This window comes from Micromonospora xinjiangensis (assembly GCF_056150165.1).
Map to the genome: position 1 here is coordinate 1,323,029 of NZ_JAXCFO010000001.1, position 26,904 is coordinate 1,349,932.

Annotated in this window: 31 protein-coding genes and 1 tRNA gene; 11 read left to right on the plus strand and 21 right to left on the minus strand. The window is 74.3% G+C overall.

The genetic code is table 11. The features are described from left to right. The first annotated feature begins 174 nt into the window (after positions 1-174). A complete protein-coding gene (locus tag SM573_RS06300) occupies positions 175-1,401 on the plus strand; it encodes an epoxide hydrolase family protein (protein WP_474615662.1) in 1,227 nt (408 codons plus the stop codon). Between the two features lie 18 nt (positions 1,402-1,419). On the opposite strand, the gene SM573_RS06305 is transcribed toward SM573_RS06300, so the two are convergent. After that, on the minus strand, positions 1,420-1,833 hold the full coding sequence (locus SM573_RS06305) for a carboxymuconolactone decarboxylase family protein (protein ID WP_474615663.1): 414 nt from the start codon (positions 1,831-1,833) through the stop codon (positions 1,420-1,422). Between the two features lie 118 nt (positions 1,834-1,951). Here SM573_RS06305 and SM573_RS06310 point away from each other — a divergent pair, with 118 nt between their 5' ends. Continuing rightward, entirely contained in the window at positions 1,952-2,353 is a 402-nt protein-coding gene (locus tag SM573_RS06310) for a winged helix-turn-helix domain-containing protein (RefSeq protein WP_474615664.1), read from the plus strand. A gap of 77 nt (positions 2,354-2,430) precedes the next feature. Then, entirely contained in the window at positions 2,431-3,267 is an 837-nt protein-coding gene (locus SM573_RS06315; RefSeq protein ID WP_474615665.1) for a hypothetical protein, read from the plus strand. A gap of 54 nt (positions 3,268-3,321) precedes the next feature. Here the strand turns inward: SM573_RS06315 and SM573_RS06320 are convergent, their stop codons facing one another. Further along, on the minus strand, positions 3,322-4,086 hold the full coding sequence (locus tag SM573_RS06320; RefSeq protein ID WP_474615666.1) for an SDR family oxidoreductase: 765 nt from the start codon (positions 4,084-4,086) through the stop codon (positions 3,322-3,324). Positions 4,087-4,185: 99 nt separating this feature from the next. Here SM573_RS06320 and SM573_RS06325 point away from each other — a divergent pair, with 99 nt between their 5' ends. After that, positions 4,186-5,040 carry a helix-turn-helix transcriptional regulator gene (locus tag SM573_RS06325; RefSeq protein WP_474611596.1) on the plus strand — a complete coding sequence of 285 codons (855 nt, stop codon included), beginning with the start codon at positions 4,186-4,188 and terminating at the stop codon, positions 5,038-5,040. Between the two features lie 108 nt (positions 5,041-5,148). Here the strand turns inward: SM573_RS06325 and SM573_RS06330 are convergent. From SM573_RS06330 to SM573_RS06355, 6 genes are all read right to left on the minus strand, one after another. Further along, positions 5,149-5,222: transfer RNA gene (locus tag SM573_RS06330), tRNA-Ala, on the minus strand. Between the two features lie 213 nt (positions 5,223-5,435). Beyond that, entirely contained in the window at positions 5,436-6,227 is a 792-nt protein-coding gene (gene sepX, locus SM573_RS06335; protein WP_474615667.1) for a divisome protein SepX/GlpR, read from the minus strand. 177 nt (positions 6,228-6,404) lie between these two features. Further along, positions 6,405-7,055 (minus strand): GNAT family N-acetyltransferase, encoded by a 651-nt coding sequence (locus SM573_RS06340; RefSeq protein WP_474611594.1) that lies wholly within the window; start codon positions 7,053-7,055, stop codon positions 6,405-6,407. A 103-nt stretch (positions 7,056-7,158) separates the two neighbouring features. Continuing rightward, entirely contained in the window at positions 7,159-8,442 is a 1,284-nt protein-coding gene (locus SM573_RS06345) for a molybdopterin molybdotransferase MoeA (protein WP_474611593.1), read from the minus strand. Further along, positions 8,439-9,401: a UTP--glucose-1-phosphate uridylyltransferase gene (locus SM573_RS06350; RefSeq protein WP_474611592.1), complete on the minus strand. Its 963-nt coding sequence runs from the start codon at positions 9,399-9,401 to the stop codon at positions 8,439-8,441. Before SM573_RS06350 ends, SM573_RS06345 begins: the two co-directional genes overlap by 4 nt. Before the next feature lie 9 nt (positions 9,402-9,410). Continuing rightward, positions 9,411-11,939, minus strand: coding sequence for a diguanylate cyclase (locus SM573_RS06355; protein WP_474615668.1), 2,529 nt, complete (start codon positions 11,937-11,939; stop codon positions 9,411-9,413). A gap of 84 nt (positions 11,940-12,023) precedes the next feature. Here SM573_RS06355 and SM573_RS06360 point away from each other — a divergent pair, with 84 nt between their 5' ends. From SM573_RS06360 to SM573_RS06370, 3 genes are all read left to right on the plus strand, one after another. After that, on the plus strand, positions 12,024-12,713 hold the full coding sequence (locus SM573_RS06360) for a 5-formyltetrahydrofolate cyclo-ligase (protein WP_474611590.1): 690 nt from the start codon (positions 12,024-12,026) through the stop codon (positions 12,711-12,713). Positions 12,714-12,720: 7 nt separating this feature from the next. Beyond that, on the plus strand, positions 12,721-13,143 hold the full coding sequence (locus SM573_RS06365) for an FmdB family zinc ribbon protein (protein ID WP_474615669.1): 423 nt from the start codon (positions 12,721-12,723) through the stop codon (positions 13,141-13,143). 241 nt (positions 13,144-13,384) lie between these two features. After that, positions 13,385-13,945, plus strand: a complete 561-nt coding sequence (locus SM573_RS06370) for a flagellar biosynthesis protein FlgA (RefSeq protein ID WP_474611588.1) — start codon at positions 13,385-13,387, stop codon at positions 13,943-13,945. A gap of 96 nt (positions 13,946-14,041) precedes the next feature. On the opposite strand, the gene SM573_RS06375 is transcribed toward SM573_RS06370, so the two are convergent. Beyond that, a complete protein-coding gene (locus SM573_RS06375) occupies positions 14,042-14,215 on the minus strand; it encodes a hypothetical protein (protein WP_474611587.1) in 174 nt (57 codons plus the stop codon). A gap of 221 nt (positions 14,216-14,436) precedes the next feature. Between SM573_RS06375 and SM573_RS06380 the strand changes: the two genes are divergently transcribed. Next, entirely contained in the window at positions 14,437-14,790 is a 354-nt protein-coding gene (locus tag SM573_RS06380; RefSeq protein WP_474615670.1) for a hypothetical protein, read from the plus strand. 19 nt (positions 14,791-14,809) lie between these two features. Here SM573_RS06380 and SM573_RS06385 read toward each other — a convergent pair whose 3' ends face one another. Next, positions 14,810-15,292, minus strand: coding sequence for a DUF2231 domain-containing protein (locus tag SM573_RS06385; RefSeq protein ID WP_474615671.1), 483 nt, complete (start codon positions 15,290-15,292; stop codon positions 14,810-14,812). A 185-nt stretch (positions 15,293-15,477) separates the two neighbouring features. Between SM573_RS06385 and SM573_RS06390 the strand changes: the two genes are divergently transcribed. Together SM573_RS06390 and SM573_RS06395 are read left to right on the plus strand one after the other, a co-directional pair. Beyond that, positions 15,478-15,906, plus strand: a complete 429-nt coding sequence (locus SM573_RS06390; protein ID WP_474611584.1) for a Fur family transcriptional regulator — start codon at positions 15,478-15,480, stop codon at positions 15,904-15,906. A 34-nt stretch (positions 15,907-15,940) separates the two neighbouring features. Continuing rightward, positions 15,941-16,798: an oxygenase MpaB family protein gene (locus SM573_RS06395; protein ID WP_474615672.1), complete on the plus strand. Its 858-nt coding sequence runs from the start codon at positions 15,941-15,943 to the stop codon at positions 16,796-16,798. Between the two features lie 39 nt (positions 16,799-16,837). Here SM573_RS06395 and SM573_RS06400 read toward each other — a convergent pair whose 3' ends face one another. The 11 genes from SM573_RS06400 to SM573_RS06450 all read right to left on the minus strand — a co-directional run bounded on the left by SM573_RS06400 (position 16,838) and on the right by SM573_RS06450 (position 25,906). Next, positions 16,838-17,680 carry a RecB family exonuclease gene (locus tag SM573_RS06400; RefSeq protein ID WP_474612043.1) on the minus strand — a complete coding sequence of 281 codons (843 nt, stop codon included), beginning with the start codon at positions 17,678-17,680 and terminating at the stop codon, positions 16,838-16,840. Positions 17,681-17,815: 135 nt separating this feature from the next. Beyond that, entirely contained in the window at positions 17,816-18,430 is a 615-nt protein-coding gene (locus SM573_RS06405; protein WP_474615673.1) for a MarC family protein, read from the minus strand. Positions 18,431-18,470: 40 nt separating this feature from the next. Then, positions 18,471-19,349: a PHP domain-containing protein gene (locus tag SM573_RS06410; RefSeq protein ID WP_474615674.1), complete on the minus strand. Its 879-nt coding sequence runs from the start codon at positions 19,347-19,349 to the stop codon at positions 18,471-18,473. 156 nt (positions 19,350-19,505) lie between these two features. Further along, positions 19,506-20,738, minus strand: coding sequence for a hypothetical protein (locus SM573_RS06415; RefSeq protein ID WP_474615675.1), 1,233 nt, complete (start codon positions 20,736-20,738; stop codon positions 19,506-19,508). A 50-nt stretch (positions 20,739-20,788) separates the two neighbouring features. After that, on the minus strand, positions 20,789-21,607 hold the full coding sequence (locus SM573_RS06420) for a SigE family RNA polymerase sigma factor (protein ID WP_474615676.1): 819 nt from the start codon (positions 21,605-21,607) through the stop codon (positions 20,789-20,791). A 98-nt stretch (positions 21,608-21,705) separates the two neighbouring features. Continuing rightward, a complete protein-coding gene (locus tag SM573_RS06425) occupies positions 21,706-22,581 on the minus strand; it encodes a PH domain-containing protein (RefSeq protein ID WP_474611578.1) in 876 nt (291 codons plus the stop codon). Between the two features lie 6 nt (positions 22,582-22,587). Beyond that, positions 22,588-22,746, minus strand: coding sequence for a hypothetical protein (locus SM573_RS06430; RefSeq protein ID WP_007455302.1), 159 nt, complete (start codon positions 22,744-22,746; stop codon positions 22,588-22,590). Positions 22,747-22,862: 116 nt separating this feature from the next. Beyond that, on the minus strand, positions 22,863-23,561 hold the full coding sequence (locus SM573_RS06435; RefSeq protein WP_474611577.1) for a DUF6758 family protein: 699 nt from the start codon (positions 23,559-23,561) through the stop codon (positions 22,863-22,865). A 184-nt stretch (positions 23,562-23,745) separates the two neighbouring features. Beyond that, positions 23,746-24,375 carry a TrmH family RNA methyltransferase gene (locus tag SM573_RS06440; protein ID WP_474611576.1) on the minus strand — a complete coding sequence of 210 codons (630 nt, stop codon included), beginning with the start codon at positions 24,373-24,375 and terminating at the stop codon, positions 23,746-23,748. Between the two features lie 179 nt (positions 24,376-24,554). Continuing rightward, a complete protein-coding gene (locus SM573_RS06445) occupies positions 24,555-25,091 on the minus strand; it encodes a hypothetical protein (protein ID WP_474611575.1) in 537 nt (178 codons plus the stop codon). A 299-nt stretch (positions 25,092-25,390) separates the two neighbouring features. Beyond that, entirely contained in the window at positions 25,391-25,906 is a 516-nt protein-coding gene (locus SM573_RS06450) for a MaoC family dehydratase (RefSeq protein WP_474615677.1), read from the minus strand. Positions 25,907-26,448: 542 nt separating this feature from the next. On the opposite strand from SM573_RS06450, the gene trxA reads away from it, so the two are divergent. Next, positions 26,449-26,811, plus strand: coding sequence for a thioredoxin (gene trxA / locus SM573_RS06455; RefSeq protein WP_474611573.1), 363 nt, complete (start codon positions 26,449-26,451; stop codon positions 26,809-26,811). Positions 26,812-26,904: the final 93 nt, after the last annotated feature.

Genomic DNA, 26,904 nt, shown 5'->3' on the forward strand with positions numbered 1-26,904 from the left:
CCGCGGCCTGGAAATCCCCGTACCGCCCCGAGATGAACGTGAAGAGTTTTACGCTCCGATCGGAGCGGCTTGCCCGGTCGAGGGCACGTACCTGGGGAGACGCCGTCCGTCGCAGCAGGAGGACCAGGGGTACCGCTCGACCTCCGGCGAGCCGAAACGGAGAGGCAGGCACGCATGGCTGTCAAGACCGAAGCGCCGGCCGGCACCGCCCAGATGCGGCCGTTCACGGTGGAGATCCCCGAGCGGCAACTCGAGGATCTGCGCGCGCGCATCGCGGCCACCCGCTGGCCGGAGAAGGAGACCGTGCCCGACCAGTCGCAGGGCGTGCCGCTCGGGCTGATCCAGGAGGTAGCGCGCTACTGGGAGAGGGAGTACGACTGGCGCGGGGTCGAGGCGAGACTGAACGCGCTTCCGCAGTTCATCACCGAGATCGACGGGCTCGACATCCACTTCGTCCACGTGCGCTCACGGCACGAGAACGCCCTGCCGCTCATCGTCACGCACGGATGGCCCGGCTCGATCATCGAACAGCTGAAGATCGTCGGGCCACTCACGGACCCGACGACGCACGGCGGCGCCGCGTCCGACGCGTTCCACCTGGTGATCCCGTCGATGCCCGGCTACGGCTTCTCCGGCAAGCCGACCACGACCGGTTGGGGGCCGGAGCGGATCGCCCGGGCCTGGATCGAGCTGATGAGGCGCCTGGGATACGACCGGTTCGTGGCGCAGGGCGGCGACTGGGGCGCGATCGTCACGGACCTGATGGGTGTGCAGGCGCCGCCGGAGCTGCTGGGCATCCACACCAACATGCCCGGCACCGTGCCGCCCGAGATCGACGCGCTGTTCCAATCCGACATCACCGGCGCGACCAACGCCATGAGCAGGTTGCCGGCCAACCTGTCGGACGAGGAGATGCGCGCCTGCGAGCAGCTGGACTTCGTCTGGAAGCACGTCGGCTACGCGGTCATCTCGGCGTCGCGTCCGCAGACGCTGACGGCCCTCGCGGACTCGCCGGTCGGCATGGCGGCGTTCCTGCTCGACCACGACGCGGCCAGCCTGGCACTGATCTCCCGATCCTTCGCGGGGCAGCCGGAAGGTCTGTCCCGGGACGACGTCCTCGACAACATGACGCTCTTCTGGCTCACGAACACGGCGGTCTCCGCCGGCCGCCTGTACGCGGAGAACAAGCTCTCGTTCTTCGCCACCAAGGGCGTCTCGGTCCCGACCGCCGTGAGCGTCTTCCCCGACGAGCTCTACCAGGCGCCGCGCAGCTGGGCCGAGCAGGCGTATCCGAACCTCATCCACTACAACCGGCTCGACCGGGGCGGGCACTTCGCCGCGTGGGAGCAGCCGCAGCTGCTCTCGGAGGAGATCCGCGCCGGGTTCCGGTCGCTGCGCTAGGCGGGCCGGGACAGCCGCTCAGCGCCGCGGATTCTCCGCGAACACCTCGGCGGCGATCTGGTAGCCGTCGAACGCGCGCGCCACGCCGGCGTACACCGCGATCTGGAGGAAGACCTCGACGACCGACTCCCGGGTGGCGCCGGCGTGGAGCGCGATGCGGAGCTGACCGCGTAGCGGCTCGGAGAGGCCGAGCGCAGCCGCGATGGCCACGGAGACGAGCGCTCGCGTCGGCGTGTCGAGGTGCTCGGTGCGGGGCCAGACGTCGCCGAAGGCGTGCGTCGTGGCGATGCGCTTGAAGTCGGCGCCGTTGGCGGGCTCGCCGGGGGTGGGGCCGAGGAAGCGCTCCAGGCGGAAGCCCAGGAGTCGCTCCGCCGTGTCCAGCGCGGCCGCGTAGCCCGGGTCGTCGACACCGGATGCCCGATCAGTCGCCATGGCGTTCACTCTGTCACCGATCGGGGTGTAGGGGACAAAACCGGCAGCAGTCACCGTAACGACGGAGCGCCGCCGATACGGCCCGACCGCGGGCGGGCCGGCACGTAGCGTGTCATCCGTGATCGACCCCAGCGCCGATCGGGCCGTGCACCAGCAGCTCGCCGACCTGCTGCGTGACCAGATCACGTCCGGTGATCTCGCGCCCGGCGCGTCGCTGCCCAGCGAGTCGCGGCTGATGGAGGAGCACGGGCTGAGCCGCACCAGCGTCCGCGAGGCCGTGGCCCTGCTCCGGTCGGAAGGCCTCGTCGTCGAGGACCCGCCGCGCGGCGCCTTCGTCCGCGCCGGTGAGCCGGCCGAGACGGTCACCCTGCTCAAGGGCGACACGGCCTCCGCCCGGATGCCGACCGCGACCGAGCGGCGGGAGTTGGGGATCGGCGAGGGCATCCCGGTCATCGTGATCTTCCGGGCCGACGGCTCCCGCGAGCTGTACGCGGCCGACCGGATCAGCGTCGGACGCTAGCGCCCCACGTTGAGGTGTCCCGCCCGGACCGGGACGATGCTGGGGTACGGCGATGCCGGGCCCGAGGAGCTTTTCGAGTGCGCGTCAGCATGGCGACCAGCGCCGGTCGGACCGGCCGGCCGAACGAGGACTTCGCGGGCGCGGTGCCCGGCGCCGCGGTGCTGCTCGACGGCGCGGGCATCCCCGGCACCGGGTCGATCTGCTCCCACGGCGTCGCCTGGTATGTCCGGCGGCTCGGTGGTGCGCTGCTCGGCCGGCTGTCGCGGGACGACGGGCCGGACCTCGCGGCCGTCCTCGCCGACGCGATCGACGAGACAGCCGCCGGTCACCGTGGCACCTGCGACCTCCGGCACCCCGCCAGCCCGCAGGCCACGGTGCTGATCGTCCGCGCCCACCGGGGCCGCCTGGAGCATCTCCTGCTCGCGGACACCTTTCTCGTCCTCGACCCGGGCCGCGACCACCCGCAGGTCGTCACGGACGAGCGTGAGGTGGCCGCCCGGCGCGCCTGCTCCGCGCCCCTGGACGGGCTGGTGAGGGGCACCCCGGAGTACGACCGCGTCCGGGAATCCTGCGCCCGGGCGCTGCGGGTTCGCCGGAACCAGCCGGGCGGCTACTGGATCGCGAAGGACGATCCGCGGGCGGCCGAGGAGGCGGTGAGCGGCAGCCGGCCCCTCGACGACCTGGACGGCGTCGCGCTGCTCAGCAACGGCGCCAGCCGCATCGTCAGCCCGTACGGCCTGACCACCTGGTCCGGCCTGCGGGATCTGCTGGCAGCCGCCGGGCCGGCCGAGATCATCCGCCGCGTACGGCTGGCCGAAGCCCGGTCCACCACGGGCCCTGACGGTCTCGTTCCGGACGACGCCACGGTCGCCCACTGCACGGAGCTGCGCTCGGGGCGCCTCGACGAGCGGTGATCCCGGCGGGCGGGACCACCGCTCGCGGCACGGGGCGCCCCGCACCGGCGCCCGCTACTTCCCGTGCGGGTCGTGCGCGTTCAGCGTCGCGACGACCTGGTCGTAGTCGCCGCGCACCTCACCGAAGCGCAGGAACTTCACCCGCTCCACGTGGATCTCCCTGGCGTCGGGCTGCGTCTCCAGCAGGTGGACGGCCTCCGTCACGAACTCGTCGAGCGGCATGGCCAGCTCGTTGCTCTCCTGACCCGGCACCAGCCCGGTACGCACGGACGGGGGCACCAGCTCCTGCACCTTGACGCTCGTGCCGGCCAGCTGGAGCCGCAGCGACTCGCTCAGCATGTGGATCGCGGCCTTGGAGGCGTTGTAGCTGGGGGTGACCTTCAGCGGGCTGAACGCGAGACCGGAGGAGACGGTGACGATCGTGGCGTCCGGCCGGGTCTGCAGGTGCTCGATGAAGGCGGCGATGAGACGGATCGGCCCGAGCACGTTCGTGGTCACGACCGACTCCGCCGACGCGAGGAAGGTCTCCCGCCGGCGCCAGTCCTCGACGCGCATGATGCCGGCCATCGTGATCAGGACGTTGAGGTCCGGGTGCCGCGCCAGCACCTCCTTCGCCGCCGCGTCCACGCTCGCCGCGTCCGCCGTGTCGATCTCCACGGTGTCGATGCCCGGGTGCTCCTCGGCGATCTGCCGTAGCAGGTCGGTACGGCGACCGCCGACGATGACCGTGTTGCCACGAGCGCGCAGCTGGAGGGCGAGGGCCAGACCGATCCCGCTCGTCGAGCCCGGGATGAAGATGGTGTTTCCGGAGATGTTCATGCTTCGAGACTGGGCGACGGCGCGGAACGGGGGCAGAGAGCGCTCGTCGGGGGACCGCCAATCCCTGGTTCGCGCCCTCCCCCGGCGGATACTGGGATCATGGACCGCGCCGCACTCGCCGACTTCCTGCGCCACCGCCGGGAGGCGCTGCAGCCCGAGGACGTCGGGCTGCCGCCGGGGCCACGGCGCCGCGCCCGGGGGCTGAAGCGGGAGGAGGTCGCGTCGCTCGCCGCGATGTCGACCGACTACTACACCCGGCTGGAGCAGCAGCGCGGCCCGCAGCCGAGTGAGCAGATGCTCGCGTCGCTGGCCCGGGCGCTGCGGCTGACCAGCAGCGAACGCGACTACCTGTTCCGGGTGGCCGGGCGCAACGCCCCCTCCACCGTGCCGGCCACGACGCACGTCGCGCCCGCATTGCTGCGCGTGCTCGACCGGCTCGACGACACCCCGGCACTGATCCTGTCCAACCTCGGGGAGACGCTCGTCCAGAACCGGATGGCCGCGGCGCTGTTCGGGGACAAGTCCGGCTACACCGGCCTGGCCCGCAGCGAGATCTACCGCTGGTTCACCGACCCGACCGAGCGGCTGCACTACCCGGAGGACGACCGCGACCGGCAGAGCCGGGCCCTGGTGGCGAACCTGCGCGCCGCGTACGGGTCGATGGGCGCGCAGTCGCGGGCCGGCGAGCTGGTCCGGGCGCTGCGGAAGATCAGCCCCGAGTTCGCCGGGCTGTGGGAGCGGCACGAGGTCGGCAAGCGCTTCGAGGACCACAAGACGCTCATCCACCCCGAACTCGGCGGGATCGAGCTGGACTGCCAGGCGCTGTTCACCGAGGACCAGTCCCAGGCGCTGCTCGTGCTCACGGCGCCGCCGCGCACCGAGGGCTACGAGAAGCTCCAACTGCTGCGGGTGCTGGGCCACGAGCGCTTCCCCAGCGACGTCCTCCCCGGCTAGGGACAGCTCCGAGGTTGACGTAGAAGAGCGACGTGTCGCCCCCAGCGACACCGCTGCACAAGATCGAAAAGGCCGTCTCCGGCGAGCGGAAACGGCCTTCAAGTTGGGTGGAGCTGAGGGGATTTGAACCCCTGACCCCCTCGATGCGAACGAGGTGCGCTACCGGTCTGCGCCACAGCCCCTCCGCCGGCGTGCCGGCGTCGGTCCCACCCGGCTTTCACCGGGCGGGCCGGCGACAAGGCTAACAGGTCCGGTGCCTCCACCGCGAATCACCCCCGGCAGGCGCGCCGTTGGTCCACCCGGGTCGGGGTCGGCGATCCGGTGGCGTCCCGGCCCGAAGCGGCCGCTCGCCGAGCGTGCGTTGATCACCGAAGGGGCCCGGGGGGACGCGGCGCTCAGGCCGTGTGGCTGCCCCGGCCGGCCTCGTAGGCACGGCCGCGGAGGCCGCCGGCCCGCCGGTAGGAGACCGAGCCGCCGCTGGCCGCGGGCGGCAGGTCGGCCGGCCGGTCCAGGCCCATGGCGGCGCGGCGCACGACCTCCCGCTGGGCCGCGAGCCGGCGCTGCGCCTCCCGGCGGGCCGCCGCGCGGCGGGCCTGCTCCCGGCGTACCTCCGCCTGCCGGGCGGCCAGCCAGGCCGCCTCCCGGGCCCGCGCCCGCCGCCGGCGCTGGTCGGCGATGGCACGGTGCCGCAGGTGCACGACGTACGCCACGAGCAGCGTGCCCGTGACGGCGAAACTGATCCAGAACCCGGGGCCGACCACCACGACACCGATCAGCTCGACGCCGTTGAGCAGCAGCAGCGCGGCGAGCACCCGACGGCGCCGGTAGACGGCCGGGGTGTGGCGGCGCCTCGGCGGCCGGCGGCGGGCCCGGTTCGGTGCGGGCGGTACGGCGCGCAGCCGCCCCGAGCGGCGCGCGGGGGCGGGTGGCGCGGAGACGGGCCTGTCGAGACGGCCCGTGGCCGGATCTTCACTGAGGATGACGACGAGGTGTCGCGGCGGGCGCACCGGCCGCCGTCCCGGCACAGTGCGGCGGCGGCGCTGGCGCTGGAGCACCCGCGCCGTCGACTGCGCCCGCTCCGCCACCAGCCGCTCGGTGGCGTCGTACCGGCGGACGAGCGCCGGCGCGAGGGCGAGCAGGCCGGCGGCGGCGAGGACGGCGAGGAGCACCGAGGTCGGCACCCTCACCCCTCCCGTCACCGAATTCGGAGCAACCCCTGCCCGGCCGAAGGATCTTTCGCCGACCGGTGTCGGCCGCGTCGATCGTACGAACGGGCAGCGCTTGCCACAGCTTGCAGTTACTTGAGGTTACGGGCGACGGAGCGTGATGCCGACGCGCCGCGCCGATCCCGTGCGTGGGACGGTTCACCTGGCCCCGGCGCGTACGCGGTGCCATCGGGCCAGCAGCCCGCCCTCGGCGGCGACCTCCTCGCTGGTCATCGCGTATCCGATGTGGTCACGCCAGGCACCGTCGATGTGCATGTAGCGCACGTGGTACGACTCCTCGCGGAAGCCGAGCTTCTCCACCACCCGGCGGGAGGGCCGGTTCTCGGGGCGGATGTTGACCTCGATCCGGTGCAGGCCGCCCGGGCCGAACGCGTGGTCCACGGCGAGCGCCAGCGCGGTGGGGATCACCCCGCGGCCAGCGACCCGGTGGTCGACCCAGTAGCCCGCGTACCCCGAACAGAACGCCCGCCGGACGATGCTGCCGAGGTTGAGGTGCCCCACGAGCCGCTCCTGCCCGTCCTCGCGCAGGCAGACGGCGAACGGCATCCCCTCGCCGGTACGCGCCGAGCGCCTCTGGTCGCGGTAGACCCAGCGGAACGCGGCCCGGGAGTTCAGCTCGTCCCAGTCGCCGGGCAACGACGACTCCCACGGCGCCAGCCACCTCTGGTTGGCCCGCCGCACCTCCGACCAGGCGGCAGCGTCCGACCGCCGGTACGGGCGCAGCACCACCGGACCGTCCACCAGGACGACCGGCCAACCGGGCGCGCGTCCGGTTCCGAAGAGGCTCACGGGGCGGACCCTACGCCCACGACCCGACGGCTCGCGAGGGTGCTCCGCCGGCTCCCCCGGCACGTCCTCCACTCGGGACTCGGGGGCGAACCGGCGGGCACGGTCACCGCCGGCGGTCCAGCAGGAGCACGTCCACGGTGGAACCGGCGGCAGCCGTGGTGACCCGCTCGCCGAGCACGAGCAGCCCGTTGGCCTCGGCGAGCCCGGCCAGGGTGAACGGCCCGCCGCTGAGCGGCTGGACCGTGTAGCCGCCGCCGCGCCGCTCGGCCACGTGGGCGGGGCGGAACTCGCGCAGCCCGCCGGGGGACGAGACCGTCTCCAGCAGGTGCGCCCGGACGCTGGGCCGGAACACCGGCTCGGCGCCGGCGAGCAGCTGGATCGCCGGCCGGGCCAGCACCTCGAACCCGATCAGCGCCGCGCCCGGGTCGCCGGGGAGGCACACCACCGGCACCTCCTCCGCCCCGACCGTGCCGAACCCGAGCGCCGTGCCGGGATAGAGCGCCACGTCGGTGAACGTGACCGGCCCGGCCCGGCCACCCTCGCGGCGGGAGAGGATGCGGCGGACCATGTCACCGGGGCCGGTGCCGGTGCCGCCGGTCGTGATGATCAGGTCGGCGCGCAGGGTCTGGTCCTCCAGCAGCCCGCGCAGCCCCTCCGGGTCGTCGTCGCAGATCCCGACCCGGTACGCGAGCGCGCCGGCCTCGGCCGCCGCCGCGGTCAGCGCGTGCGAGTTCGCGTCCACCACCTGGCCGGGCTGGCTGCCCCGGCCCACGTCGACCAGCTCGTCGCCGGTGGCCACCACGACCACCCGCGGGCTGGGGCGGACCACCACGTGCCCGATGCCCGTGGCGGCGAAGACCGCGACCAGCGCCGGGGTGACGTACGTGCCGGCCCGGGCGAGCAGCGCCCCGGCGGGCAGCTCCTCCCCGGCCCGGCGCACCCCGTACCCCCGCTTGGGGGTGCGGTAGATCTCCACCGCGGCCATGCCCTGGTCGGTCCACTCCACGGGCACCACGACGTCGGCGGCGATCGGCAGCGGCGCCCCGGCGGCCACCGAGAAGCAGGACCCCGGGGTGAGCCGGACCGGCCGCCAGCTGGCCGCGCCGAGGTCGCCGACGACGTTGAGCCGGACCGCCCGTCCACCGGCGGCCCGGCCCGCGCCGGAGATGTCCTCCCAGCGCGCCGCGTACCCGTCCACAGCCGCCTGGTCGAAGGCCGGGAACGCGTGCGGCGCGACGACGTCCTCAGCGAGGACGTTGCCGTACGCCTGGGTGAGGTCGAGGTCGAGCGGAGGCAGCGCGCGTAACCTGCGCAGCACACTGCCCAGGTAGTCGGCGAGCGGCGTCAACTCGTTCGCGGCCGCCTCGGCGTCGGCCGTCGCGGTCATGTATTGGAACCGCCCGACGCGTCGGAGTTGACGAAGTCGACAAGCCACTTGCGGAACTCGGCGCCGAAGTCCTCCCGCTCGGCGGCGATCTGCACGACCGTCTGGAGGTAACCGAGCGGCATGCCGGTGTCGTAGCGGGTGCCCCGGTAGACGATCGCGTGCACCGGTGTGCCCTCGGTGCGCAGCAGCTCCATCGCGTCGGTCAGCTGGATCTCGCCGCCGCTGCCCGGCTCCGTACGCCGGATCGCGTCGAAGATCCGGCCCGGCAACACGTACCGGCCGAGGACCGCGAGGTTGCTCGGCGCCTCCTCCGGCTTGGGCTTCTCGACCATGCCGGTGACCTTGACGACCTCTCCGATGTCGGTCAGCTCGGACTCGGCGGGCTCGACCGACGCGATCCCGTAGCGCTTCGTCTCGGCCGGGTCGACCTCGAAGAACGCGAGCACCACACCGCCGGTGCGGGCCTGGAGCTCCAGCATGGCCGGCAACAGCGGCTGGTCGAGCTTCACGAACTCGTCGCCGAGCAGCACCGCGAACGGCTGGTCGCCCACGTGCGACTCGGCGTACCCCACGGCGTGGCCGAGGCCGAGCTGCTCCGGCTGCCGGCAGGTGTAGATCTCGGCAAGCTCGCTGGGGCGGCGCACGGCGGCGAGTGTCTTCTCGTCACCCTTCTCCTCCAGCCGGGCCTCCAGGTCGGGGCGGCGGTCGAAGTGGTCCACCATCGAGGTCTTACCCCGTCCGGTGATCAACAGCACGTCGTTGATGCCGGCCTGGGTGGCCTCCTCGACGATGTACTGCAACACCGGCCGGTCGACCACCGGCAGTAGTTCCTTGGGCACCGCCTTCGTGGCTGGCAGGAACCGGGTGGCGAGACCGGCGGCCGGGATCACGGCCTTCACCGCGCGGGAACGACCGGTCGCGGCGGCCGTCGCTGAGGAGTTCGCTGAGTGCACCGACATGTCGCGAGACTATCGGCCACGGCTCTGCCGCGGCGGGTGTGGCCCGGAAGACGCGCCGCCTCCGGAGGCGGGTCGCGGGGCACCGGGTCCGGCGCGGGTGACGTCGGGACCGGTGAGCGCCGGGCCGAGCGCGTCGTCCCCGGTGCCGGCCTGCGCGGGCGCCGCGTCCGCGCAGGCCGGCGCGAGCGGCTCGGCACGGGTGGGCACGGTGGCGCGGCCGGCTCGCGGCAGCCCGTCCGGCGGGCTCACGGCGGCCGCCGGCACGGGCAGTTCCCGGGCGGTCAGCGGCCGGCGGGTGCTCACCCGGTAGGTGTTCCGGCCCGCCGCCTTCGCGGCGTACAGCGCGTCGTCGGCCGCGTCGAGCACCTGCTGGCCGGTGGCCGCGTGGTCGGGGTAGACGGCGATGCCGACGGAGACGGTCACCCGCACCTGGACGGGCGCCCCGGCGTGCGTCTCGACCGCGATCGAGGTGTCCCGGATCACCGCGCCGAGCCGCTCCGCGACGATCGCCGCGCCGCGGGCGTCGGTCTCCGGCAGCAGCAGGACGAACTCCTCGCCGCCCTGCCGGAAGGCCAGGTCGACCTCGCGGATCTCGCCGCGCACCCGGCGGGCGAACTCGGCCAGCACCGTGTCCCCGGCGGCGTGCCCGTAGGTGTCGTTGACGGTCTTGAACCGGTCCAGGTCCAGGGCCAGGACGCTGAGCATCCGGCCGAACCGGCTGGCCCGCTCGACCTCCCGGCGGATGGATTCGCGCAGGTAGCGGTAGTTCCACAGCCCGGTCAGCGGGTCGGTGAGCGAGAGCCGCTGCGCCTCCTCGTGCATCCGCACGTTCTCCACCGCCACGGCGGCGTGGCTGGCGAAGGTCCGCAGCGTGACCAGGTCGTCGTCGTCGAACTCGTCCGCGCCGAGCCGGTCGTAGAGGGCGAGCACGCCGAGCGCGGCGGCCCCGTCCGTGCCGCCCGCCCGGCCGCCGAGAAGTTCGACGGTCGGCGTGTCGTCGGGTCCGCCGGTGACCGGGGGCCCGGCAGGGGTCACGGGGCCCTGGCCGGGCCCGCCGACCTCACGGGGCCTGCCGGATGCTCCGGTCGGTCCCGGTTCGCCGCCCCGTCCCGGCTCGCCAGGGGCGGGCGCGTCCGCGCGGGAGGTCCCGATTCCGCCGGAAGCACCGGGACCGGCCGGACCGCCGGGACCGGCCGGACCGCCGGGACCGGCCGGACCGCCGGGACCGGCCGGGGTCGCGAACGGCACCGCGACGTAGGTGCGGCAGCGCGGCTCTCCCGGCGGTACGTCGTCCGGGCCCATCCGGCCGCGCAACGGCACCCCGGTGGCGGCGACCGCGCCCACGATGCCGCTGCCGACGGGCACCCGCAGGGTCGTGGGGCCGTCCGCGGTCGGCCAGCGCCCGTCCAGCCCGTCGGTGCACTGGGCGACGAGCACCCCACCGGAGTCGACGAGCAGCACGGCGCCGGCGCGGGCCCCGGTCGCGGCGATCGCGCTGTGCAGGATCACCCGCAGGATGCGTTGCAGGTCGTGGGTGCTGGCCAGGGTGTCCCCGAGGACGGCCAGGTGCCCGCGCAGCTGGTCGCGGCTGCTGGTCAACGCCGCCACGTACGCACCGGTCTCCCGGGTCATCCGGTTGAACGCCCCGGCGAGCCGGCCCAGCTCGTCGCGGCTGCGTACCGGCACCCGGGCGCCGAGGTCGCCGTGCGCGACCCGGTCGACCGCCGCCGCCAGCTCGACCAGGGGACGGGTGGTCACCCGGGCCAGCCGCCACGCGGCCAGCACGGCGAGCAGCGCGGCCAGCACCACGGCCGCGACCAGCGCGGAGTGCAGCCCGGGCGGCCGTTCGCTGGGCACCGAGAGCACGAGCGGCAACGGCTGACCGGACGACGGGCCGATCCGGCGCACGTACCGGCCGTCGGCGGTCTCGGTGACCTGCTCGTCGTCGAGCGTGCCGGCGGCCGCCAGCACGGCGTCGCGTACCTCGCTCGCCTCGGTCGTGTGGCTGACCCGCGCGGGCCCGGCGTCGTCGTCGAGCAGGGTGACCGCGACGCCGGTCACCGCGGCCAGCCGGGCCACGAACGCCGGGTCGACGGGCTGTGCCGCGGCCACCGTGCCGAGCGTCGCGCCGCCGCGGTCGCGCCGGTCCACCCGGACCGTCAGCGCGCGGACCGGGCCGCTCGTCGCCGCGCCCGCGCACTCCTGCCAGGGGGCCGACGGCGCACCCGGCGTGGTGAAGGTGACCTGCCCGGAGACGTCGCTGACCACCACCGCCGCGGCCAGGCCGCGGCTCACCACCTGGCCCGCGGCGCCCGCCGGGTCGCCGCCGCTGACCGCGACCGCGTCGGCCGCCGCACGCAACTGCTGGCAGAGCGCGTCGACGGAGGTACGCACCGCGGCCGCGGCCACGGCCAGCCGTTCCGTGGAGCGGCTACGGTCCACGGAGTGCAGTGTCGAGGCGACGAAGAGCGCGCCGAGCAGGACCGGGCCGAGGACCACCGCGAGGAAGGCCGCCGTCAACCGCCCACGTAGCGTCACTCGGTCCCCCCGGAAGTTTCGCCTCCGTTGTTGCGATGCTGACACAGAGCAACCGTGTGGGAGGCGTTGCGTCAGGAGTGTTGCGTGCCGGATTTTTCTGATGGAGCGGAAGTGACCCATGTGGCGAAACGCAAGATGCGGGTCGCCCTGCTCGCCCGCCGCCGGGAACTGACCGCCGAGGACCGGGCCCGGGCCGCCGCCCGCGTCCAGGCCGAGCTGGTCGCGCTCGTGCGCCGGCTCCGCCCGGCCCGCGTGACGGCGTACGTCCCGGTGGGCACCGAGCCGGGCGGGCCGGAGCTTCCGGAGGTGCTGCGCGACGCGCTGCCGACCGGCGGCGAGCTGCTGCTGCCGGTGCTCCTCCCCGACCTCGACCTGGACTGGGCCGCCTACGCCGGGCCGGACTCCCTCGCCGCCGCCGGTCGGGGGATGCGCGAGCCCACCGGCCCCCGGCTCGGGGTGGACGCCGTCGCCGGCGCCGGGCTGGTGGTGCTGCCGGCCGTCGCGGTCGACCGGCGCGGGCTGCGCCTGGGGCGCGGCGGCGGCTCCTACGACCGGGCGCTGGCCCGGGTGCCGGCGGCGACCCTGACCGTGGTGCCGCTGCACGACGGCGAGCTGGTCCCCGCCGTGCCCGCCGAGCCGCACGACCGGCCGGTCCGCGCGGTGGTCACACCCGCCGACGGCCTGCGTACGCTTGACCCCGCCCTACCCGACGGCGGGGTCACGCCGCCGGGTGTCGCGCCCCACACTTCCGCTGGACGAACCCGGGGCGGATGACGCAACATTGGCACTCGAAGACGTCGAGTGCCAACCGGCCGAATGCCATCCGGAGGAGAACGTGCCCACGTACCAGTACGCCTGCACCGCGTGCGGCCACCAGCTCGAGGCGGTGCAGTCCTTCTCTGACGCGCCGCTGACCGAGTGCCCGGAGTGCGCGGGCCGGCTGCGCAAGGTCTTCAACTCGGTCGGCATCGTGTTCAAGGGCTCGGGCTTCTACCGCACCGACTCGCGCTCGTCCGGCTCCGACGCCTCCAGCAAGCCGGCCAAGGCCGACTCCGCCGGCTCGACCACGTCGAACGGCTCCTCGTCGAACGGTTCGTCGGGCAGCTCGTCGTCCAGCGGCTCGTCCTCCAGCGGCTCGTCGTCCGGTGGCGGCTCGTCGTCGGCCAAGGCCCCGGCGGCCAGCAGCGCCGGCACCACCTCCTGACGCGCACGCCGCACCCCGAACACCCGACCCGGGTCACCAGCACGGTGACCCGGGTCGCCGTCTCTTCCCCCGGCCCGCCGGGTCGTGCGGCTAGCAGATCCGGCCTCGACACGGGCGTTGTCCACAGGCCGCCCGGTTGTCCACAGGTCGCCTCCCGGGGCACCGTCCGCGGCCCCGGCGGCCCCTAGCCTGCTCGCCAAGGGGGCGCCGCGCGGGCGCCCGACCGGCGACGGGAGGCACGATGGCGGGCACGGCGGATCCACTGCGCCCCGTACGCCGGCCGCGCCTGCCGCGCCGCACCACGCTGCTGCGCACCGCCCTGGTCGCCGCGCTCCTGGGCCTGGCCGCGGCCCTGCTGCACGCCCCCGCCGGCTGCCCGCCGCCGGTCGCCCAGGCGCCGCCGAGCGCAGGCTCCGGCCCGACCCCGGCCCCGGTGACGCCCCGGTCGGCGGAGGGATCAGCCACCCGGCCGGGGGCGGCGGCGGAGCCCGAGGGCGTACGCCGGGGCGAGGGCCCGCTGCCGCTGCCCACCGGCAGCGTCGGCGTGCCGGTCCGGCTGGCCGAGCCGGCGGCCCTCGCGGTCGTACGCCCCGGCGCCCGGGTCGACCTGCTCTCGGCGCCGGCCGGCGGTCGCCCCGGTGAGGCGACCCTGCTGGCGGGCCGCGCCCTCGTGCTCGACGTGATGGGCGTCGGCGAGACCGACGGCTCGGCCTCGCTCTACCTGGCGCTCAGCGCCGAGCAGGCCCAGCGCACCGTCGGCCAGCCGGAGGGCAGCCGGTTCGCGGTCGTCGTACGGGGGTGAGACGTGCGGCAACTCGCCGCCCGCGCTCACGGAGAGCCCGCCGTCAGGCTCGGGTCGGCGGGCGACGAGCCGCAGCGTCTCCTCGCCCGCGCCGGGTCAGTCCCAGTGCGGGGGGCGCTCGGCGAGCAGCCAGTCGTCGTTGCCGGCGGCCCGCTCGCCCCAGCCGTGGTCGGTGTCGTCGCTCGTCTGCTCGGGCAGCACCACGAACTCGTCGCTCAGCTCGACGGTGCGGTCGTCGTCGCGGCGGAAACCCGGGTCCTCGGTGCTCACGAGCCGTAAGGGTAGCGCAGCGGCGCGGCCGAGCCGGTCGGCCGGACACGCCCGGCGCGCGGCACGCCGCCGCCCGCTGACTCGCATCAGCCCCGAAGGGCGCCACACCCCCACCCAGACACTCCGGCCGCCCTACCGGCCAACGACCGCGCCTCACCGGCCCGGGCGCTCGGCCGCGTCGTCCGGGCGGGCGGACGACCGCGTTGGTAGCGTCGGACGGCGTGACGACCCCCACCGGCGGAAGCTCCCCCGACGACTACTGGCGGCGGCCTCCGGCGGGCGGCGACGGGCCGCCGGAGCAGTCGGCACCGCCGCAGGCCGGGCCCGGCGCGGCAGCTGGCGGCGCGGCAGCCGGCGGATACACCGGGCCGCCGAGGAGCACGCCGCCGCCGGCCGGCTGGCGTCCGCCCCTGCACGTGGAGCCGGCCCCGCCACGCACCCTGCCCGCACAGGACATGGCCGGCCTCGACGCGGCCGAACAACGGGCCCAGCGCCTCACCTACTCCGTCGGCGCGGTGGCCGGGGTGGTGCTGCTGGTCCTCGTGTGCCTGCTCTGCTCGCGGGTCCTCTTCTGAGCCGTCCGTCGGCCGGGCGTCAGAACGTGTTGCCCCACACCGTCTCGGCACCGGAGTGACCGGTCAGGTAGACGTAGACCAGCGCGGCGACCGCCAGACCGAACACCGCCACGGACAGCACCGGGGTGACCAGTCGCGGCAGGTTCGCGACCCGGCGGTGGCCGCTCGTCGCCGCCAGCAGCAGGAGGACCACGACGCCGAGCGGGACGACGATCCGGAACAGGATGTCCCCGTAGCGGGAGTGGTCGAAGATCTGGTCGAGGACCGGCCCCTGGAAACCGCGGGCCACGAGCGCGTCGGTGAAGGCCTCCCCCGACTGGACCGCGACGAACGTGGTGACCGGCGCGATCACGGCGAGGATCCCCACCGCCCAGTCCAGCCGACCACGCCACCTCGGCAGCGCCACATAGGCCACCGCGAGCAGCGCCAGCAGCGGCACGAACACGACGACCGCGTGCACCACCAGGACGTGGACCGGCAGACCCATAATCCGCTCGAACATCGGCACCTCCGGAAGATCACCGTCGCGGGTTGCCAGCCTACGTGCAGACCCGTCGCGCGCAGGGTTCTCGATCGGCTACACGCACCGGGTCCGAAACCGGTTCACCCGCCGCGGACCCCTTTCCGCGCTGTGTCCGCGGCCACCACCCGGTTGTCGACCCCCGTGACCCGTGCTGTCATTGGCAGATGTCCAGTGCTGAGGAGTTGCTCCGGTCGAAGGGCCTGCGGGTCACCCGGCCCCGCCTCGCCGTGCTGGACGTGCTCGCCGCCGGCGGCCACCTCGAGGTCGAGGAGATCACCCGCCGCGTGCGGGAACGCCTCGACTCGGTCTCGACGCAGGCGGTGTACGACGTCCTCGGCGCCCTGTCCCGGGCCGGCCTGTCGCGCCGCATCGAGCCGGCCGGCAGCCCGGCTCGCTACGAGGCCCGGGTCGGCGACAACCACCACCACGTGGTCTGCCGGGGCTGCGGCGAGGTCGCCGACGTCGACTGCGCCGTCGGCGCCGCCCCCTGCCTGGACGCGGACATGGCCCACGGCTTCCAGGTCGACGAGGCGGAAGTGACCTTCTGGGGGCTCTGCCCGAGCTGTCAGGCCCGGCGCGGCATCGACGAGTGACCCGCCCACGGCCGCGTCGTGGCACCCTGGGTCAGTGGACTCCGATGACCTCGGCCTCTTCGGTCCCGGTTCGGTCACCTGGAAGGTGCACGCGGAGCCGATCCTGATCGTCGCCGGCCTCCGCTCCCTCTACCTCCAGGCGCTGCATCCGAGAGCGATGGCCGGCGTGGCCCAGAACAGCAACTACCGCACCGATTCCTGGGGGCGCCTCGTGCGCACCGCCACCTACGTCGCCACCACCGTCTACGGCACCACGGCCGAGGCCGAGGAGGCGGGGCGGCGGTTGCGCCGGCTGCACGCCCGGATGTCCGCGGTCGACCCGGCCACCGGCGAGCGGTTCCGCGTCGACGAGCCCGACCTGCTGCGCTGGGTGCACGTGGCCGAGGTCGAGTCGTTCCTCGACACGGCACGCCGGGCCGGCCTGCCGCTGACGCCCGCCGAGGTGGACGGCTACTACACCGAGCAGCGGCGGGCCGCCGCGCTGGTCGGGCTGGACCCGGCCACCGTCCCCGGCACCGCCGCCGAGGTGGCGGAGTACTACCGCGGCGTCCGGCCGGAGCTGCGGATGACCCGGGAGGCCGCGGAGACGGCCCTCTTCCTGACCGCACCGCCGCTGCCGTGGAAGGTGAGCCTGCCCCTGCGGCTCGGGCTCACGCTGGGCCCGCCGCGGTGGGCGTACCTGGGCATCGCCGGCACCGCCCTCGCCCTGCTGCCACCCTGGGCCCGCCGGATGTACGGCGGCCTCGGCCTGCCGACCACGGCCCTGTCGGCCGACCTGAGCGTCCGGGGGCTCCGGCTCGCGCTCGCCGCGCTGCCGCAACGCTGGCGGGAGGGCCCGTTGCTGCAGGCCGCGAAGGAGCGCGCCGCCCGCGTCGCCGCCGCGCACGCCTGACCACGTCGCCGGTCGGCCGGGCGATGCGGCGGGACGGCATCACTCCCCGGCCGGGGCCCCCTCGGCGGGGCGCTCGACCGCCGCCCACGGCTCCTTACCCGGCGTCTGCGCGCCGGCCGGGCAGACGCGCCGGTAGTCGCACCAGCCGCACCGGGGGCTCGGGGTGGTGGGGAAGGCGGCGTCCGGATCGGCGCCCTCGGCGACCGCCCGTTCGGCGGCCATGATGTCGCGGGCGGTCTCCTCCGCCCGGCTCACCTGCCGGGCCAGCGACTCGACGGTGTGCTCGTGCCCGGCGACCGTGCCCGTCGGCAGGTGGTGCAGCTCCACCCGCCGGCACGGCCGGCGGAATGTCCGCTCGGCCGCGTACGCGTAGAGCGCCAGCGCCTGCGAGCCTCGGGCGTCGTCGGCGTCGAGCCCCGTGCGCCCGGTCTTGTAGTCGACGATGACCAGCTCCGGGCCTTCCGGGCCGGGGCGGGAGTCGATGCGGTCGGCTCGCCCGTTGAAGGCGAGCACCGCCGTCTTCACCGCGACCACCCGCTCCACGCCGAGCGGGTCGGCATCCGGCTCCAACGTATCGACGTACGCCTCCAGCCAGCCCAGCGCTCGTCGGTAGGCGGCCCGCTCCTGCTCCTCGTCGCGGTAGCCCTCTCGCACCCAGGTGCCGCGCAGCAGCCCGGCCAGCGCCTCTGGCCGACGGCGGTCGGGCGGCAAGGCGTACCAGTTGCGCAGGGCGGTGTGCACGCTGGCGCCGAGGGAGTTGTGCGCCCACGGCGGCCCCTTCGGCGGGGACGGACGGTCGAGGTAGGAGTAGCGGTAGCGACGGGGGCAGTCGGCATAGGTGCCGAGCTTGCTCGGGGTGCAGACGAAGAGCCGCTCCGGCATGCCCTCGAAGCCGAGCTGCTCGGCCTGCCCCTCGCGGGGGCGGGGGGCTCGGCCACCGGCGGAGGGTCGTCCGGCTGGGGAGGGTCGTCGCACGCCTGGGATCCTGCCATCCCGGTACGACAGCGGCGCCGCCGCTCAGGCCGTGGCGATGTAGTGCCTGACGAACGCGGCCACCGCGTCCGCGATGAGCTGCACGGCGATCGCGGCCAGCAGCAGGCCGGCGATCCGGGTGAGCACCTCGATCCCACCCGGCCGCAGGATCTTGACGATCCCACCGGAGAAGCGCAGGACGATCCAGACCGCGATCATCACGGCGATGATCCCGGCGGCGATGGCGCTGTAGTCGCCCAGCCCCTCGGCCTGCTGGACGAAGAGCATGGTGGCCACGATCGCACCGGGACCGGCCAGCAGCGGTGTGCCCAGCGGCACCAGCGCGATGTTCGACGTGGACTGGCCGCTCGGTTCGTCGCCCTTGCCCGTCAGCAGCTCCAAGGCGACGAGCACGAGGAGCAGGCCGCCGGCCGCTTGGAGGGCCGGCAGGTCGACGTGCAGGTAGTCCAGGAGCGTCTGCCCGGCCACCGCGAAGACCACGATCACACCGAGCGCCAGCGCGACCGCCTGCCAGGCCGCACGGTTGCGGTCCTTCGCCGGCAACGGGCCGGTCAGGGCGAGGAAGATCGGCATCATGCCCGGTGGGTCGGTGATCACCAGCAGGGTCACGAAGACCTCGCCGAGAAGCTTCAGATCCACGCGATCAACCTAGCCGCGCTCTCCGGAGCCGAAACGCGGATCAGCCGGAAGCGATCCCGGTCACGCCGCCGGCACCGGCGACGATCCTCTCGTACGCCTCGGGGTCGGTGGTGAACGCGCCGAGCCGGACGGTCTTGTGCGTGCCGTGGAAGTCGGACGAGCCGGTCACCAGCAGGCCCAGCTCGGCGGCGAGGCGGCGGACGTGCGCCCGCTCGGCCGGCGAGTGGTCCTCGTGGTCGGCCTCCAGGCCGGCGAGCCCGGCGGCGGCCAGCTCGGCTATCAGCTCGTCCGGCACGACCCGGCCGCGACGGGTGGCCCGCGGGTGCGCGAAGACCGGGACGCCCCCGGCGGCCCGGACCAGCCGGACCGCGTGGAAGACCTCGATGTCCTCCTTCGGTAGCCGGTAGCGCTCGCCCAGCCAGTCCGGCCCGAACGCCTCGCTGGTGGTGCCGACGAGACCGGCCCGGATCAGCGCCTGGGCGATGTGCGGCCGACCGACCGTGCCGCCACCCGCGGCGGTGAGGATCTCCGCCCAGCTGATGTCGATCCCGTCGGCGCGCAGCAGGCCGACGATCCGCTCGCCGCGCTCCTCCCGCGCCGCCCGCACCCGCGCCAGCTCGGCCACCAGCTCCGAATGCTCCGGGTCGAAGAGGTACGCGAGCAGGTGCAGCGGGACCGGCGGATCCGCGCCGAACCAGCGGCAGGAGATTTCGGCGCCCCGCACCAGGCGCAGTCCGGACGGCAGTGCGGCCACCGCGGCCGCCCAGCCGGCCGTGGTGTCGTGGTCGGTGATCGCCACCACGTCCAGCCCGGCGTCGGCGGCAGCCCGGACCAGCTCGGCGGGGCTCAGCGTGCCGTCGCTGGCCGTGGAGTGGGCGTGCAGGTCGATCCGCTGCACCGGCCCGGTACGGGAGGTCACCGCCCGACGCTACCGGCCCCGCCGGCCTCCCCCGCCACCGGCCGGACCCGCCGCCCGCGTGCCGGAGGAGCCGCCCCCCGCTCGCGCCGCCCGGCTGACCGGGCACGGGCGCCCCGCCGCCGAGGGTGCCGGTCCGGCACCCGGACGAGGCCCGGGTCAGGAGCCGGTCACCACCACCGGGGGGTTCGCCGCGTCGGCGCCGGTGACCGACCTCACGGTGCCCGCCTCACCGGCCTGCACCCGGTCGGTCCGCAGCTCCACCAGCCGGCCGGAGTCGTCGACGTACGTCGCCCCCTCGGCCGACGTCCAGGCGACCCCTCCGGTCAGGGGAGGGCCGGCGCGGCGGGCCGTCAGCTGCCCGTCGGACCCGGATGGTCGGACGCTGCCGATCCGGGTCAGGTCGACGAGCAGCGAGCCGGTCGAGCCGGTGGTCCGGCCGTTGAGCAACAGCCAACGCCCGTCCGGCGAGACCGCGCCCAGCCCGTCCTCGCTGAACGCCGGGCCGCACGCGGTCTGCACCGGGGCCAGCGAGTCGCCCGGGTTGAGCAGGGCCAGGCACGGATTCTCGGAGGTCTTGTCGGGCACCTGGCCGACGAGTCGACCGTCGGGCAGCGCGCCGTAGATGTTCAGCGTCTCCCGGTCCCGGCCGGCATCGAGAGCCGCGCCGGCCGGACTCCAGAGCGTGTGACCGGGCCGTTCCGGGTCCAGCCGGACCAGCACGGCGTTCCCGACGAAGCCGACGGGCACCGCGGGGGCCGGAGCGGGCGTACGGACCGGCGCGATCAACTGGTTGGCGACGACCCCGGCGGTGGCCAGTCCGTCGCCGTCGCGCCAGGCCACCTGGCGGGCGTCCGGCGAGATCGCGATGGCGTCGGCACCGGCGAGCAACACCTGTGGGGTGCCCTCACGCGGCACCGCCCAGAGCGACCGCCCGGCGGTCGCGGAGGCGCCGGTGACCAGCCACCCGGCGTTCTCCGGCAGCCGCTGGACCCGCTCCGCCGGGCCGATGCCGGTCAGCCGCACCCGCTCACCGTCGGCGCTGACGATCTCGTTCCCGACAAGGAGGTCGGCCGCCGCGCCGACGGGCGGACCGCCCGGGCCGGCCGAGGTCGAGGGCAGCGGCTCGGGTCGGGCCTGCTGGGACGGGTCGCCGAGCACGATGGTGGGGGGCTTGCTCCCGCCCGTCGCGTCGCCCACTTGCGCCACCCCGGCGCTGACCCCCACGGTCGCCACGGCGGCCAGCGCGAGCCCGGTCACGGCGCGCCGCCGCTGGATCCGCCGGGCGCGCCGGATCGCCGCGCCGGCCGGGTCCACGGCGTGTGGTCGGGGCGCGGCGACCTGCTGGGCGAACGTCTCCCGGACCGCCCGTTCCAGCTCGTCCTGCGTCACGTGGAATGGACGCGTCGGGGTGCCGGAACGGTTGTCACTCCCGCGCGGGGTCATGACTGTTCCCCGGAGGTGGCCGCCGTCGGCGCACCGGAGAGGGCGACGACGACGGGGGCCGGGGTGGCGCCGTCCGGCGGCGCCGGGAAGCGACGCGTCGCGGCGGTCGGCAGGCCCGTCGGTACGTCGTCGGACACCGCCGCGGCGAGCGGCGCGTTGACGGGCTCCGGCGACGCGCCGGACCGGCCGTCGGTGGGCTGCGCGGACCTCTGCGCCGGCACACCCGGGTCGACGCGCGGCTCGACCGGCCGGGGGCGGGACGGGCGCGCGGCCCGAACCGCTCCGCCCGGCTGCGCCGGATCCGCCGTCAGGTCGAGCGCGGCGTCGGCGCCCATCCGGCGGCGCAGCGTGGTCAGGGCCCGGTTGGTCTGGCTCTTCACCGTGCCCGCCGAGATACCGAGCAACGCGGCCGTCTGCGCCTCGGACAGGTCCTCGTAGAAGCGCAGCACGAGGACCGCCCGCTGCCGGGCGGGGAGGGCGTTCAGGTGCCGCCAGAGCAGGTCCCGGTCGAGCTGCTGCTCGATCTCGTCGACGCCGGGTCGCTCCGGGAGGACCTCGGTGGGGCGCTCGCCGTGCCAACGCCGCCGCCACCAGCTGGTCGAGGTGTTGATCAGGACGCGTCGGGCGTACGGCTCGATCGCCTCGATCCCGCCGAGCCGGCGCAGTGCGAGGTACGTCTTGGTCAACGCGGTCTGGAGCAGGTCCTCGGCGGTGGCCCAGTCGCCGGCCAGCAGGTACGCGGTGCGCAGCAGGGCTGCGGAGCGAGCCGCGACGAACTCGCGGAACTCCTCCTCCAGCTGATCCCTGTCTGCCACTGCGCACCTCCACACCCGGGCGGTCAAGGCTGACACGGCGGGAACGCCCAGGTCGAGGTCCAAAGGTGTGCAGTTCGTCCTATGTTCGGGCGAAGACGTCAGGCCCCGTCGTCCGCCTTGGCCTCGTCCGCCTCCTTGCCCAGCCGGGCCTCGACCGCCTGCGGCTCGTACATCTCCTCGACCACACGCAGGTAGAGCTCGTTGGGGTTGGGCAGGTTCTTGATCTCCCGGAGCGCCTGCTCCTGACCGGCGGACTCCAGGACGAAGGTGCCGTAGTTGAGGGCGCGGCCGGTGGGGGTCTGCTCGTACTTCATGTCGGTGACACGGACGAGCGGCATCATGGCCACCCGGCGGGTGATGATGCCGTTGACCACCATCACCCGCTTGTTGGTGAGGATGAAGCGGTCGTACCACCAGTCGGCGACCCGCCAGGCCACCCAACCCATCACCGCGAACCAGAGCAGCACCGCGACCGTGGTGAGCGCGCCGACGTCCTGCCCGGCGAGGAAGCCGGAGAGGTAGCCGAGCACGAACGTGGCCGCGATCCCGACGAGGATCGGGGTGGCGAGGTGGATCCAGTGCCGCTTCCACTCGCCGCGGTAGCGCTCGGTCGGGAAGAGGTAGCGGGCGACCAGCGAGCTGGGCTCGTCCTCCAGCGGGAGCACCCGCCGGGGGGTGTTGCCGGCCGCGTCGGCACGCAGCCCGGCCAGCTCGTCCTCCGAGATCACCGGGGGCTGGTAGCCGCCCTCCGGGTCGCGGATCCAGGCACGCCCGGAGCGGCCCTCACCGGCGTAGCCGGGACCGTCGCCGTAGCCGGCGTCGTCCGAAAGGGAGGGACCGTCGGAGAGCCCGGGACCGGAGCCGTAGCCCGGCCCCTCGTCCGGGGGCACTCGGGGGATCGGCTCCGTGTCGCGTTCCCGACGTTCCCGGTCGGGGTCGTCGGGGTCGAAGGGCGGACCGGAGGGGCTACCCATCGGCGATCAGGCCACCAGGCTGGTGAAGAAGTCGCCGAAGCCCTGGGCGATGTCCATGATCCCGCCGCCGAGGGACTTGAACACGTCCGCGGCGGAGTTCGGCCGGTAGGCGACAAAGAAGATCAAGAATGCGATACCGGCCCAGGTGAGGACCTTCTTGACCATGGCGGGCCATCCTCTCGCGCGGCGCCGGGTCCCATTACCGCAGCGGCACCCAGAGTATCAGTGCGGTGTCGTACAGTGAATATCTGCGTCCGTTCTCCGTCATTCCGGTCGGGCTGTCAAGCCTTCCCGTGCAGGTACGGAGACGGTGCGCCGTACACGAGTTCGGGTGGAGTCCACTCGGTGAGGTCGTGCAGCGCCACGTCCTCCGCGAGCAGATGCCCCGCGCTCGCCGGCCAGGCTATCGCATGGAGCCACAATCCCCGAGCCTCGCCGGCGTACGCGCTTCGATCCTCCGGCGAGTGCACCAGCCACAGTGGAGTGGGGTGACCGGCCACCCTGATCCGCGCCTGGCCGACGTGCTCGGGATGGCCGGGGCCCGGATCGGTCAACGCCTCCGCGAGCTGCGGCCCGGGATCCGGCCCGGCCATGCCGGCGAACCGGGTGCCGAGCCCCACGCCGGGCTCCTCGGCGACGAAGACGAGGTCGGCCGGGCCGCCGCCGAGCGGAGCGGGGCCCGCGCAGGCGACGGCGGTGGCCCGTACGCCGGTGCGGTCGTCACCCGCGTACGCCACCCCGGTCATCGTCCAACCCGGTGGCAGCGGCCAGGGGCACCACAGCGGCGCGGGGAGCCGCCCCGGCGGGTCGGCGTCGGCGACGATCCGCTCCACCACGCTCGCCACGATCTCGGCTCCAATGTGCTCCGGCACGTGCAGCGGCGCGACAGGCCCGCACCGCACGCACCGCGACTCGGAGTCCATGAGGCCCGGTGGCCGGACCGACCCACCGCATCGTGGACAGCTCACCGTGACACTCATGAACCCACCGTCACCCCGCCGGGCGGTGCCGTCAAGCGGAGCGGCCAGATCCCCGCCGGGTGGGGAGAAGGGGCGACACGCCGTGCCGTCACCCGTCCGTGGGCGCGGCGAGGACACGCCACCGGGGTCCGGGGGGACCGCTCGTCGCGCGGGTCCGCCGGGACGGGCGGGCCCGCCGACCGGTTCAGTCGGGCGGCGGGCCGGCGTGCGTACGGATCCACGCGTGCATGGCGATGCCGCTGGCGACGCCGGCGTTGATCGAACGGGTGGAGCCGTACTGGGCGATCGAGAAGACCTGGCCGCAGGCGAACCGCGCCGGCTCGGAGAGGCCCGGCCCCTCCTGACCGAAGAGGAGGACGCACCGCCGGGGCAGGGTGGCGGTCTCCAGCGGTCGGGACCCGGGCAGGTTGTCGATGCCGACCACCGGCAAATCCCGCGCCGCCGCCCAGGCCACGAACTCCTCGATCGTCTCGTGGTGCCGGACGTGCTGGTAGCGGTCGGTCACCATCGCGCCGCGCCGGTTCCACCGCCGCCGTCCCACGATGTGCACCTCGGCGGCGAGGAACGCGTTGGCGTTGCGGACCACCGTGCCGATGTTGAAGTCGTGCTGCCAGTTCTCGATCGCCACATGGAAGTCGTGCCGGCGCCGGTCGAGGTCTGCGACGATCGCCTCCCGTCGCCAGTAGCGGTAGCGGTCGACCACGTTGCGGCGGTCACCCGCGGCGAGCAGCTCGGGATCGTAGCGCGGGTCGTCCGGCGGGTCACCCACCCAGGGGCCCACACCGACGTCGAGCTGGTCATCGGTCACGGTCATCAGAGCGTACGGACCCGCCGGACCACCGCCCCCGCCGCCCTCCTCGTCGATCATGCACTTGTGGCACCCGAGATGCCCCGGTCAGCGGCTCTCCTCCACCACCACATCTGCATGATCGCCGGGGCGGGGCCGGCCGCGGGCGGGGCGGGGGCGAGGTGCCGGGGGCGGGGTGGGCGGGGTCAGCGGAGGCCCAGGGCGTCACCCAGGCGGTCCAGGAAGCGGCGGTCGGCGGGAGCGGGTGAGTCCACCAGGGGCCGGGTCCGGCCCGGCGGGACGGCCCGGCACACCCGTGCCGCGATCGACTGCACCCACTGGCGGTACGCCGCCGAGTCCGCCGGATCGGCTCGCCGGTCGAGCACCCGTACCGCCGCCCGGCAGGCGGCGAGCAGGTCGACCAGGTCGCCACCGCGGTCCTCGGGCAGCGGCTGGCCGTCGTCGCGGGCGTAGATCGCGGTGACCACCGCGCGCACCAGATCGCTGTCGAAGGAGCGTCCCGCCGCGACCGCCTCCAGGCCGGCAAGGCCTTCGGCGGTGCCCCGGCGGGGCCGGCCGGGGCCGGGCGCGGTGGCGGCCACGATGACCCGCCCGGGCAGGTCGGTGAGCAGGTGCCACTCGGTGGCGGAGTAGGCGGCGGTGGTCAGTGGTGCGGCGCGACGGCCGGCAGAGGGCGGCTCTCCGGCGACGGAGTGGCTCATGGGGACCTCCGGCGTCAGCATATGCCCCGGAACGCGAAAAGAGCCCCTTCCCAGGGGAACGCCGGGCGCGCCGTGGCGGAACTCCGCCCGGTGGCCGGGGGACCGAGGGAAGGGGCTCCCGCGACACCCCGACGAGGTCGACCACGGATCACCGCCGGCCGGGGACGCCGGACCGCCGCCGCCGGCGACCGACTCTCACCACCGGCAGGGGCGGGCCGCCGCGGCGGCCGATCGTCAACGCCGGTCGGGGAGGGCCCGCGGAGGCCGCCCTGAGCAGGTCACCCCGGCGCGGCCGTCGGCTCCGCGCGGGCGGCCGATCGTCAGCGCGGGTCGGGGAAGCTCGGCCGCTCCGGGTCCACGCCCTCGGGCACCGTGCTGGCGGCGTACTCCCGCTTGGGCACCATCACCCGGCGGCGGAAGACGCAGACCATCGTGCCGTCCTGGTTGTAGCCGCGGGTCTCCACGGAGACCACGCCCCGGTCGGGCTTGGAGGCGGACTCCCGCTTGTCCAGCACCGTCGTCTCGCCGTAGATGGTGTCGCCGTGGAAGGTGGGGGCGACGTGCCGGAGGGACTCCACCTCCAGGTTGGCGATGGCCTTGCCGCTGACGTCAGGGACGGACATGCCCAGCAGCAGCGAGTAGATGTAGTTGCCGACCACGACGTTGCGCTTGAACTGGGTCGCCGACTGGGCGTAGTGGGCGTCCATGTGCAGGGGGTGGTGGTTCATGGTGAGCAGGCAGAAGAGGTGGTCGTCGTACTCGGTGACGGTCTTGCCCGGCCAGTGCCGGTAGACCGCGCCGACCTCGAACTCCTCGTAGTAGCGGCCGAACTGCATCCTGGTCCCCTTCGACGGAGGGCGATGAGTTCGGCACAGCATGCCTTATCGATTGTTAAGGCGCTGCTCGGGTCGGGCGGCGGGCGGAAATGTCACACCGGCCACATCCGGGGGGAGACGCAATGAGCGGCGGGGCCCTCCCCGGCACCCGCCGCCCACGCTCTGATGCGGAAGATTCTGCCGTACGCGTGTCCTGCTCGGACAGAGAGCTGGATCACATTTATTCTTTTGTAACACTACGGTGAGTAATCGGGGATTGCCCGAAAGGCGATCTCCACTGCGGGATAGCGGCTTGTCAAGCCCCCGGTTACCGATTCGCGCCGGTCAATCGTGTGGATCTCCTTGGAAACGCTCCCATCACAAGGCGTCACGCAACTGCGACATGCACTTGCGTTCCGCACGGCGGCTACGGACAGACGCGGGTCGATGACCCGCGGTGCGACCGGCGCGGCGGCGGTTTGGCCCGCGGTGGGCCGGGAATGCGTTGCGGTCATCCCTGGTTCTACGGGTCGTAGGTAATCCGCGGTGATCGGAGAGTGCAAATGGCAACCGTCGAGCTGACCACGGCGAACTTCGACGAGGTGACCGGCAAGGACGGGATCGTCCTGGTCGACTTCTGGGCCGACTGGTGTGGCCCGTGCAAGCGGTTCGCCCCCGTCTACGAGCGCTCGTCCGAGAAGCACCCGAACATCGTCTTCGGCAAGGTCGACACCGAGGCGCAGCAGGAGCTGGGCGCCAAGTTCGACATCCGCTCCATCCCGACCATCATGGCGATCCGTGACGGCGTCATCGTCTTCGCGCAGCCGGGCGCCCTTCCGGAGTCGGCGCTGGAGAACCTGATCGAGCAGGTCGAGGCCCTCGACATGGACGACGTCCGCCGACAGCTGGCCGAGCACAAGCACTGAGGCCTGCGACAGCAGAGCCGCACCGCCGACGGCCGGGCCCCTCGGGAGCCCGGCCGTCGGCGTACCGGTCGAGGGACGCTGACCGCCGGTGGG

What these genes read in the sequence shown, in the direction of transcription:
- SM573_RS06385 (WP_474615671.1), bottom strand. Translation starts at nt 15,292, where the DNA reads ATGTTCGAGCGGATTATGGGTCTGCCGGTCCACGTCCTGGTGGTGCAC.
- SM573_RS06300 (WP_474615662.1), top strand. Translation starts at nt 175, where the DNA reads ATGGCTGTCAAGACCGAAGCGCCGGCCGGCACCGCCCAGATGCGGCCG.
- SM573_RS06450 (WP_474615677.1), bottom strand. Translation starts at nt 25,906, where the DNA reads ATGCAGTTCGGCCGCTACTACGAGGAGTTCGAGGTCGGCGCGGTCTAC.
- SM573_RS06370 (WP_474611588.1), top strand. Translation starts at nt 13,385, where the DNA reads ATGGCGGGCACGGCGGATCCACTGCGCCCCGTACGCCGGCCGCGCCTG.
- trxA (WP_474611573.1), top strand. Translation starts at nt 26,449, where the DNA reads ATGGCAACCGTCGAGCTGACCACGGCGAACTTCGACGAGGTGACCGGC.
- SM573_RS06390 (WP_474611584.1), top strand. Translation starts at nt 15,478, where the DNA reads ATGTCCAGTGCTGAGGAGTTGCTCCGGTCGAAGGGCCTGCGGGTCACC.
- SM573_RS06435 (WP_474611577.1), bottom strand. Translation starts at nt 23,561, where the DNA reads ATGAGTGTCACGGTGAGCTGTCCACGATGCGGTGGGTCGGTCCGGCCA.
- SM573_RS06430 (WP_007455302.1), bottom strand. Translation starts at nt 22,746, where the DNA reads ATGGTCAAGAAGGTCCTCACCTGGGCCGGTATCGCATTCTTGATCTTC.
- SM573_RS06350 (WP_474611592.1), bottom strand. Translation starts at nt 9,401, where the DNA reads ATGTCGGTGCACTCAGCGAACTCCTCAGCGACGGCCGCCGCGACCGGT.
- SM573_RS06325 (WP_474611596.1), top strand. Translation starts at nt 4,186, where the DNA reads ATGGACCGCGCCGCACTCGCCGACTTCCTGCGCCACCGCCGGGAGGCG.
- SM573_RS06305 (WP_474615663.1), bottom strand. Translation starts at nt 1,833, where the DNA reads ATGGCGACTGATCGGGCATCCGGTGTCGACGACCCGGGCTACGCGGCC.
- SM573_RS06440 (WP_474611576.1), bottom strand. Translation starts at nt 24,375, where the DNA reads ATGACCGTGACCGATGACCAGCTCGACGTCGGTGTGGGCCCCTGGGTG.
- SM573_RS06345 (WP_474611593.1), bottom strand. Translation starts at nt 8,442, where the DNA reads ATGACCGCGACGGCCGACGCCGAGGCGGCCGCGAACGAGTTGACGCCG.
- SM573_RS06445 (WP_474611575.1), bottom strand. Translation starts at nt 25,091, where the DNA reads ATGCTGACGCCGGAGGTCCCCATGAGCCACTCCGTCGCCGGAGAGCCG.
- SM573_RS06320 (WP_474615666.1), bottom strand. Translation starts at nt 4,086, where the DNA reads ATGAACATCTCCGGAAACACCATCTTCATCCCGGGCTCGACGAGCGGG.
- SM573_RS06425 (WP_474611578.1), bottom strand. Translation starts at nt 22,581, where the DNA reads ATGGGTAGCCCCTCCGGTCCGCCCTTCGACCCCGACGACCCCGACCGG.
- SM573_RS06400 (WP_474612043.1), bottom strand. Translation starts at nt 17,680, where the DNA reads ATGCCGGAGCGGCTCTTCGTCTGCACCCCGAGCAAGCTCGGCACCTAT.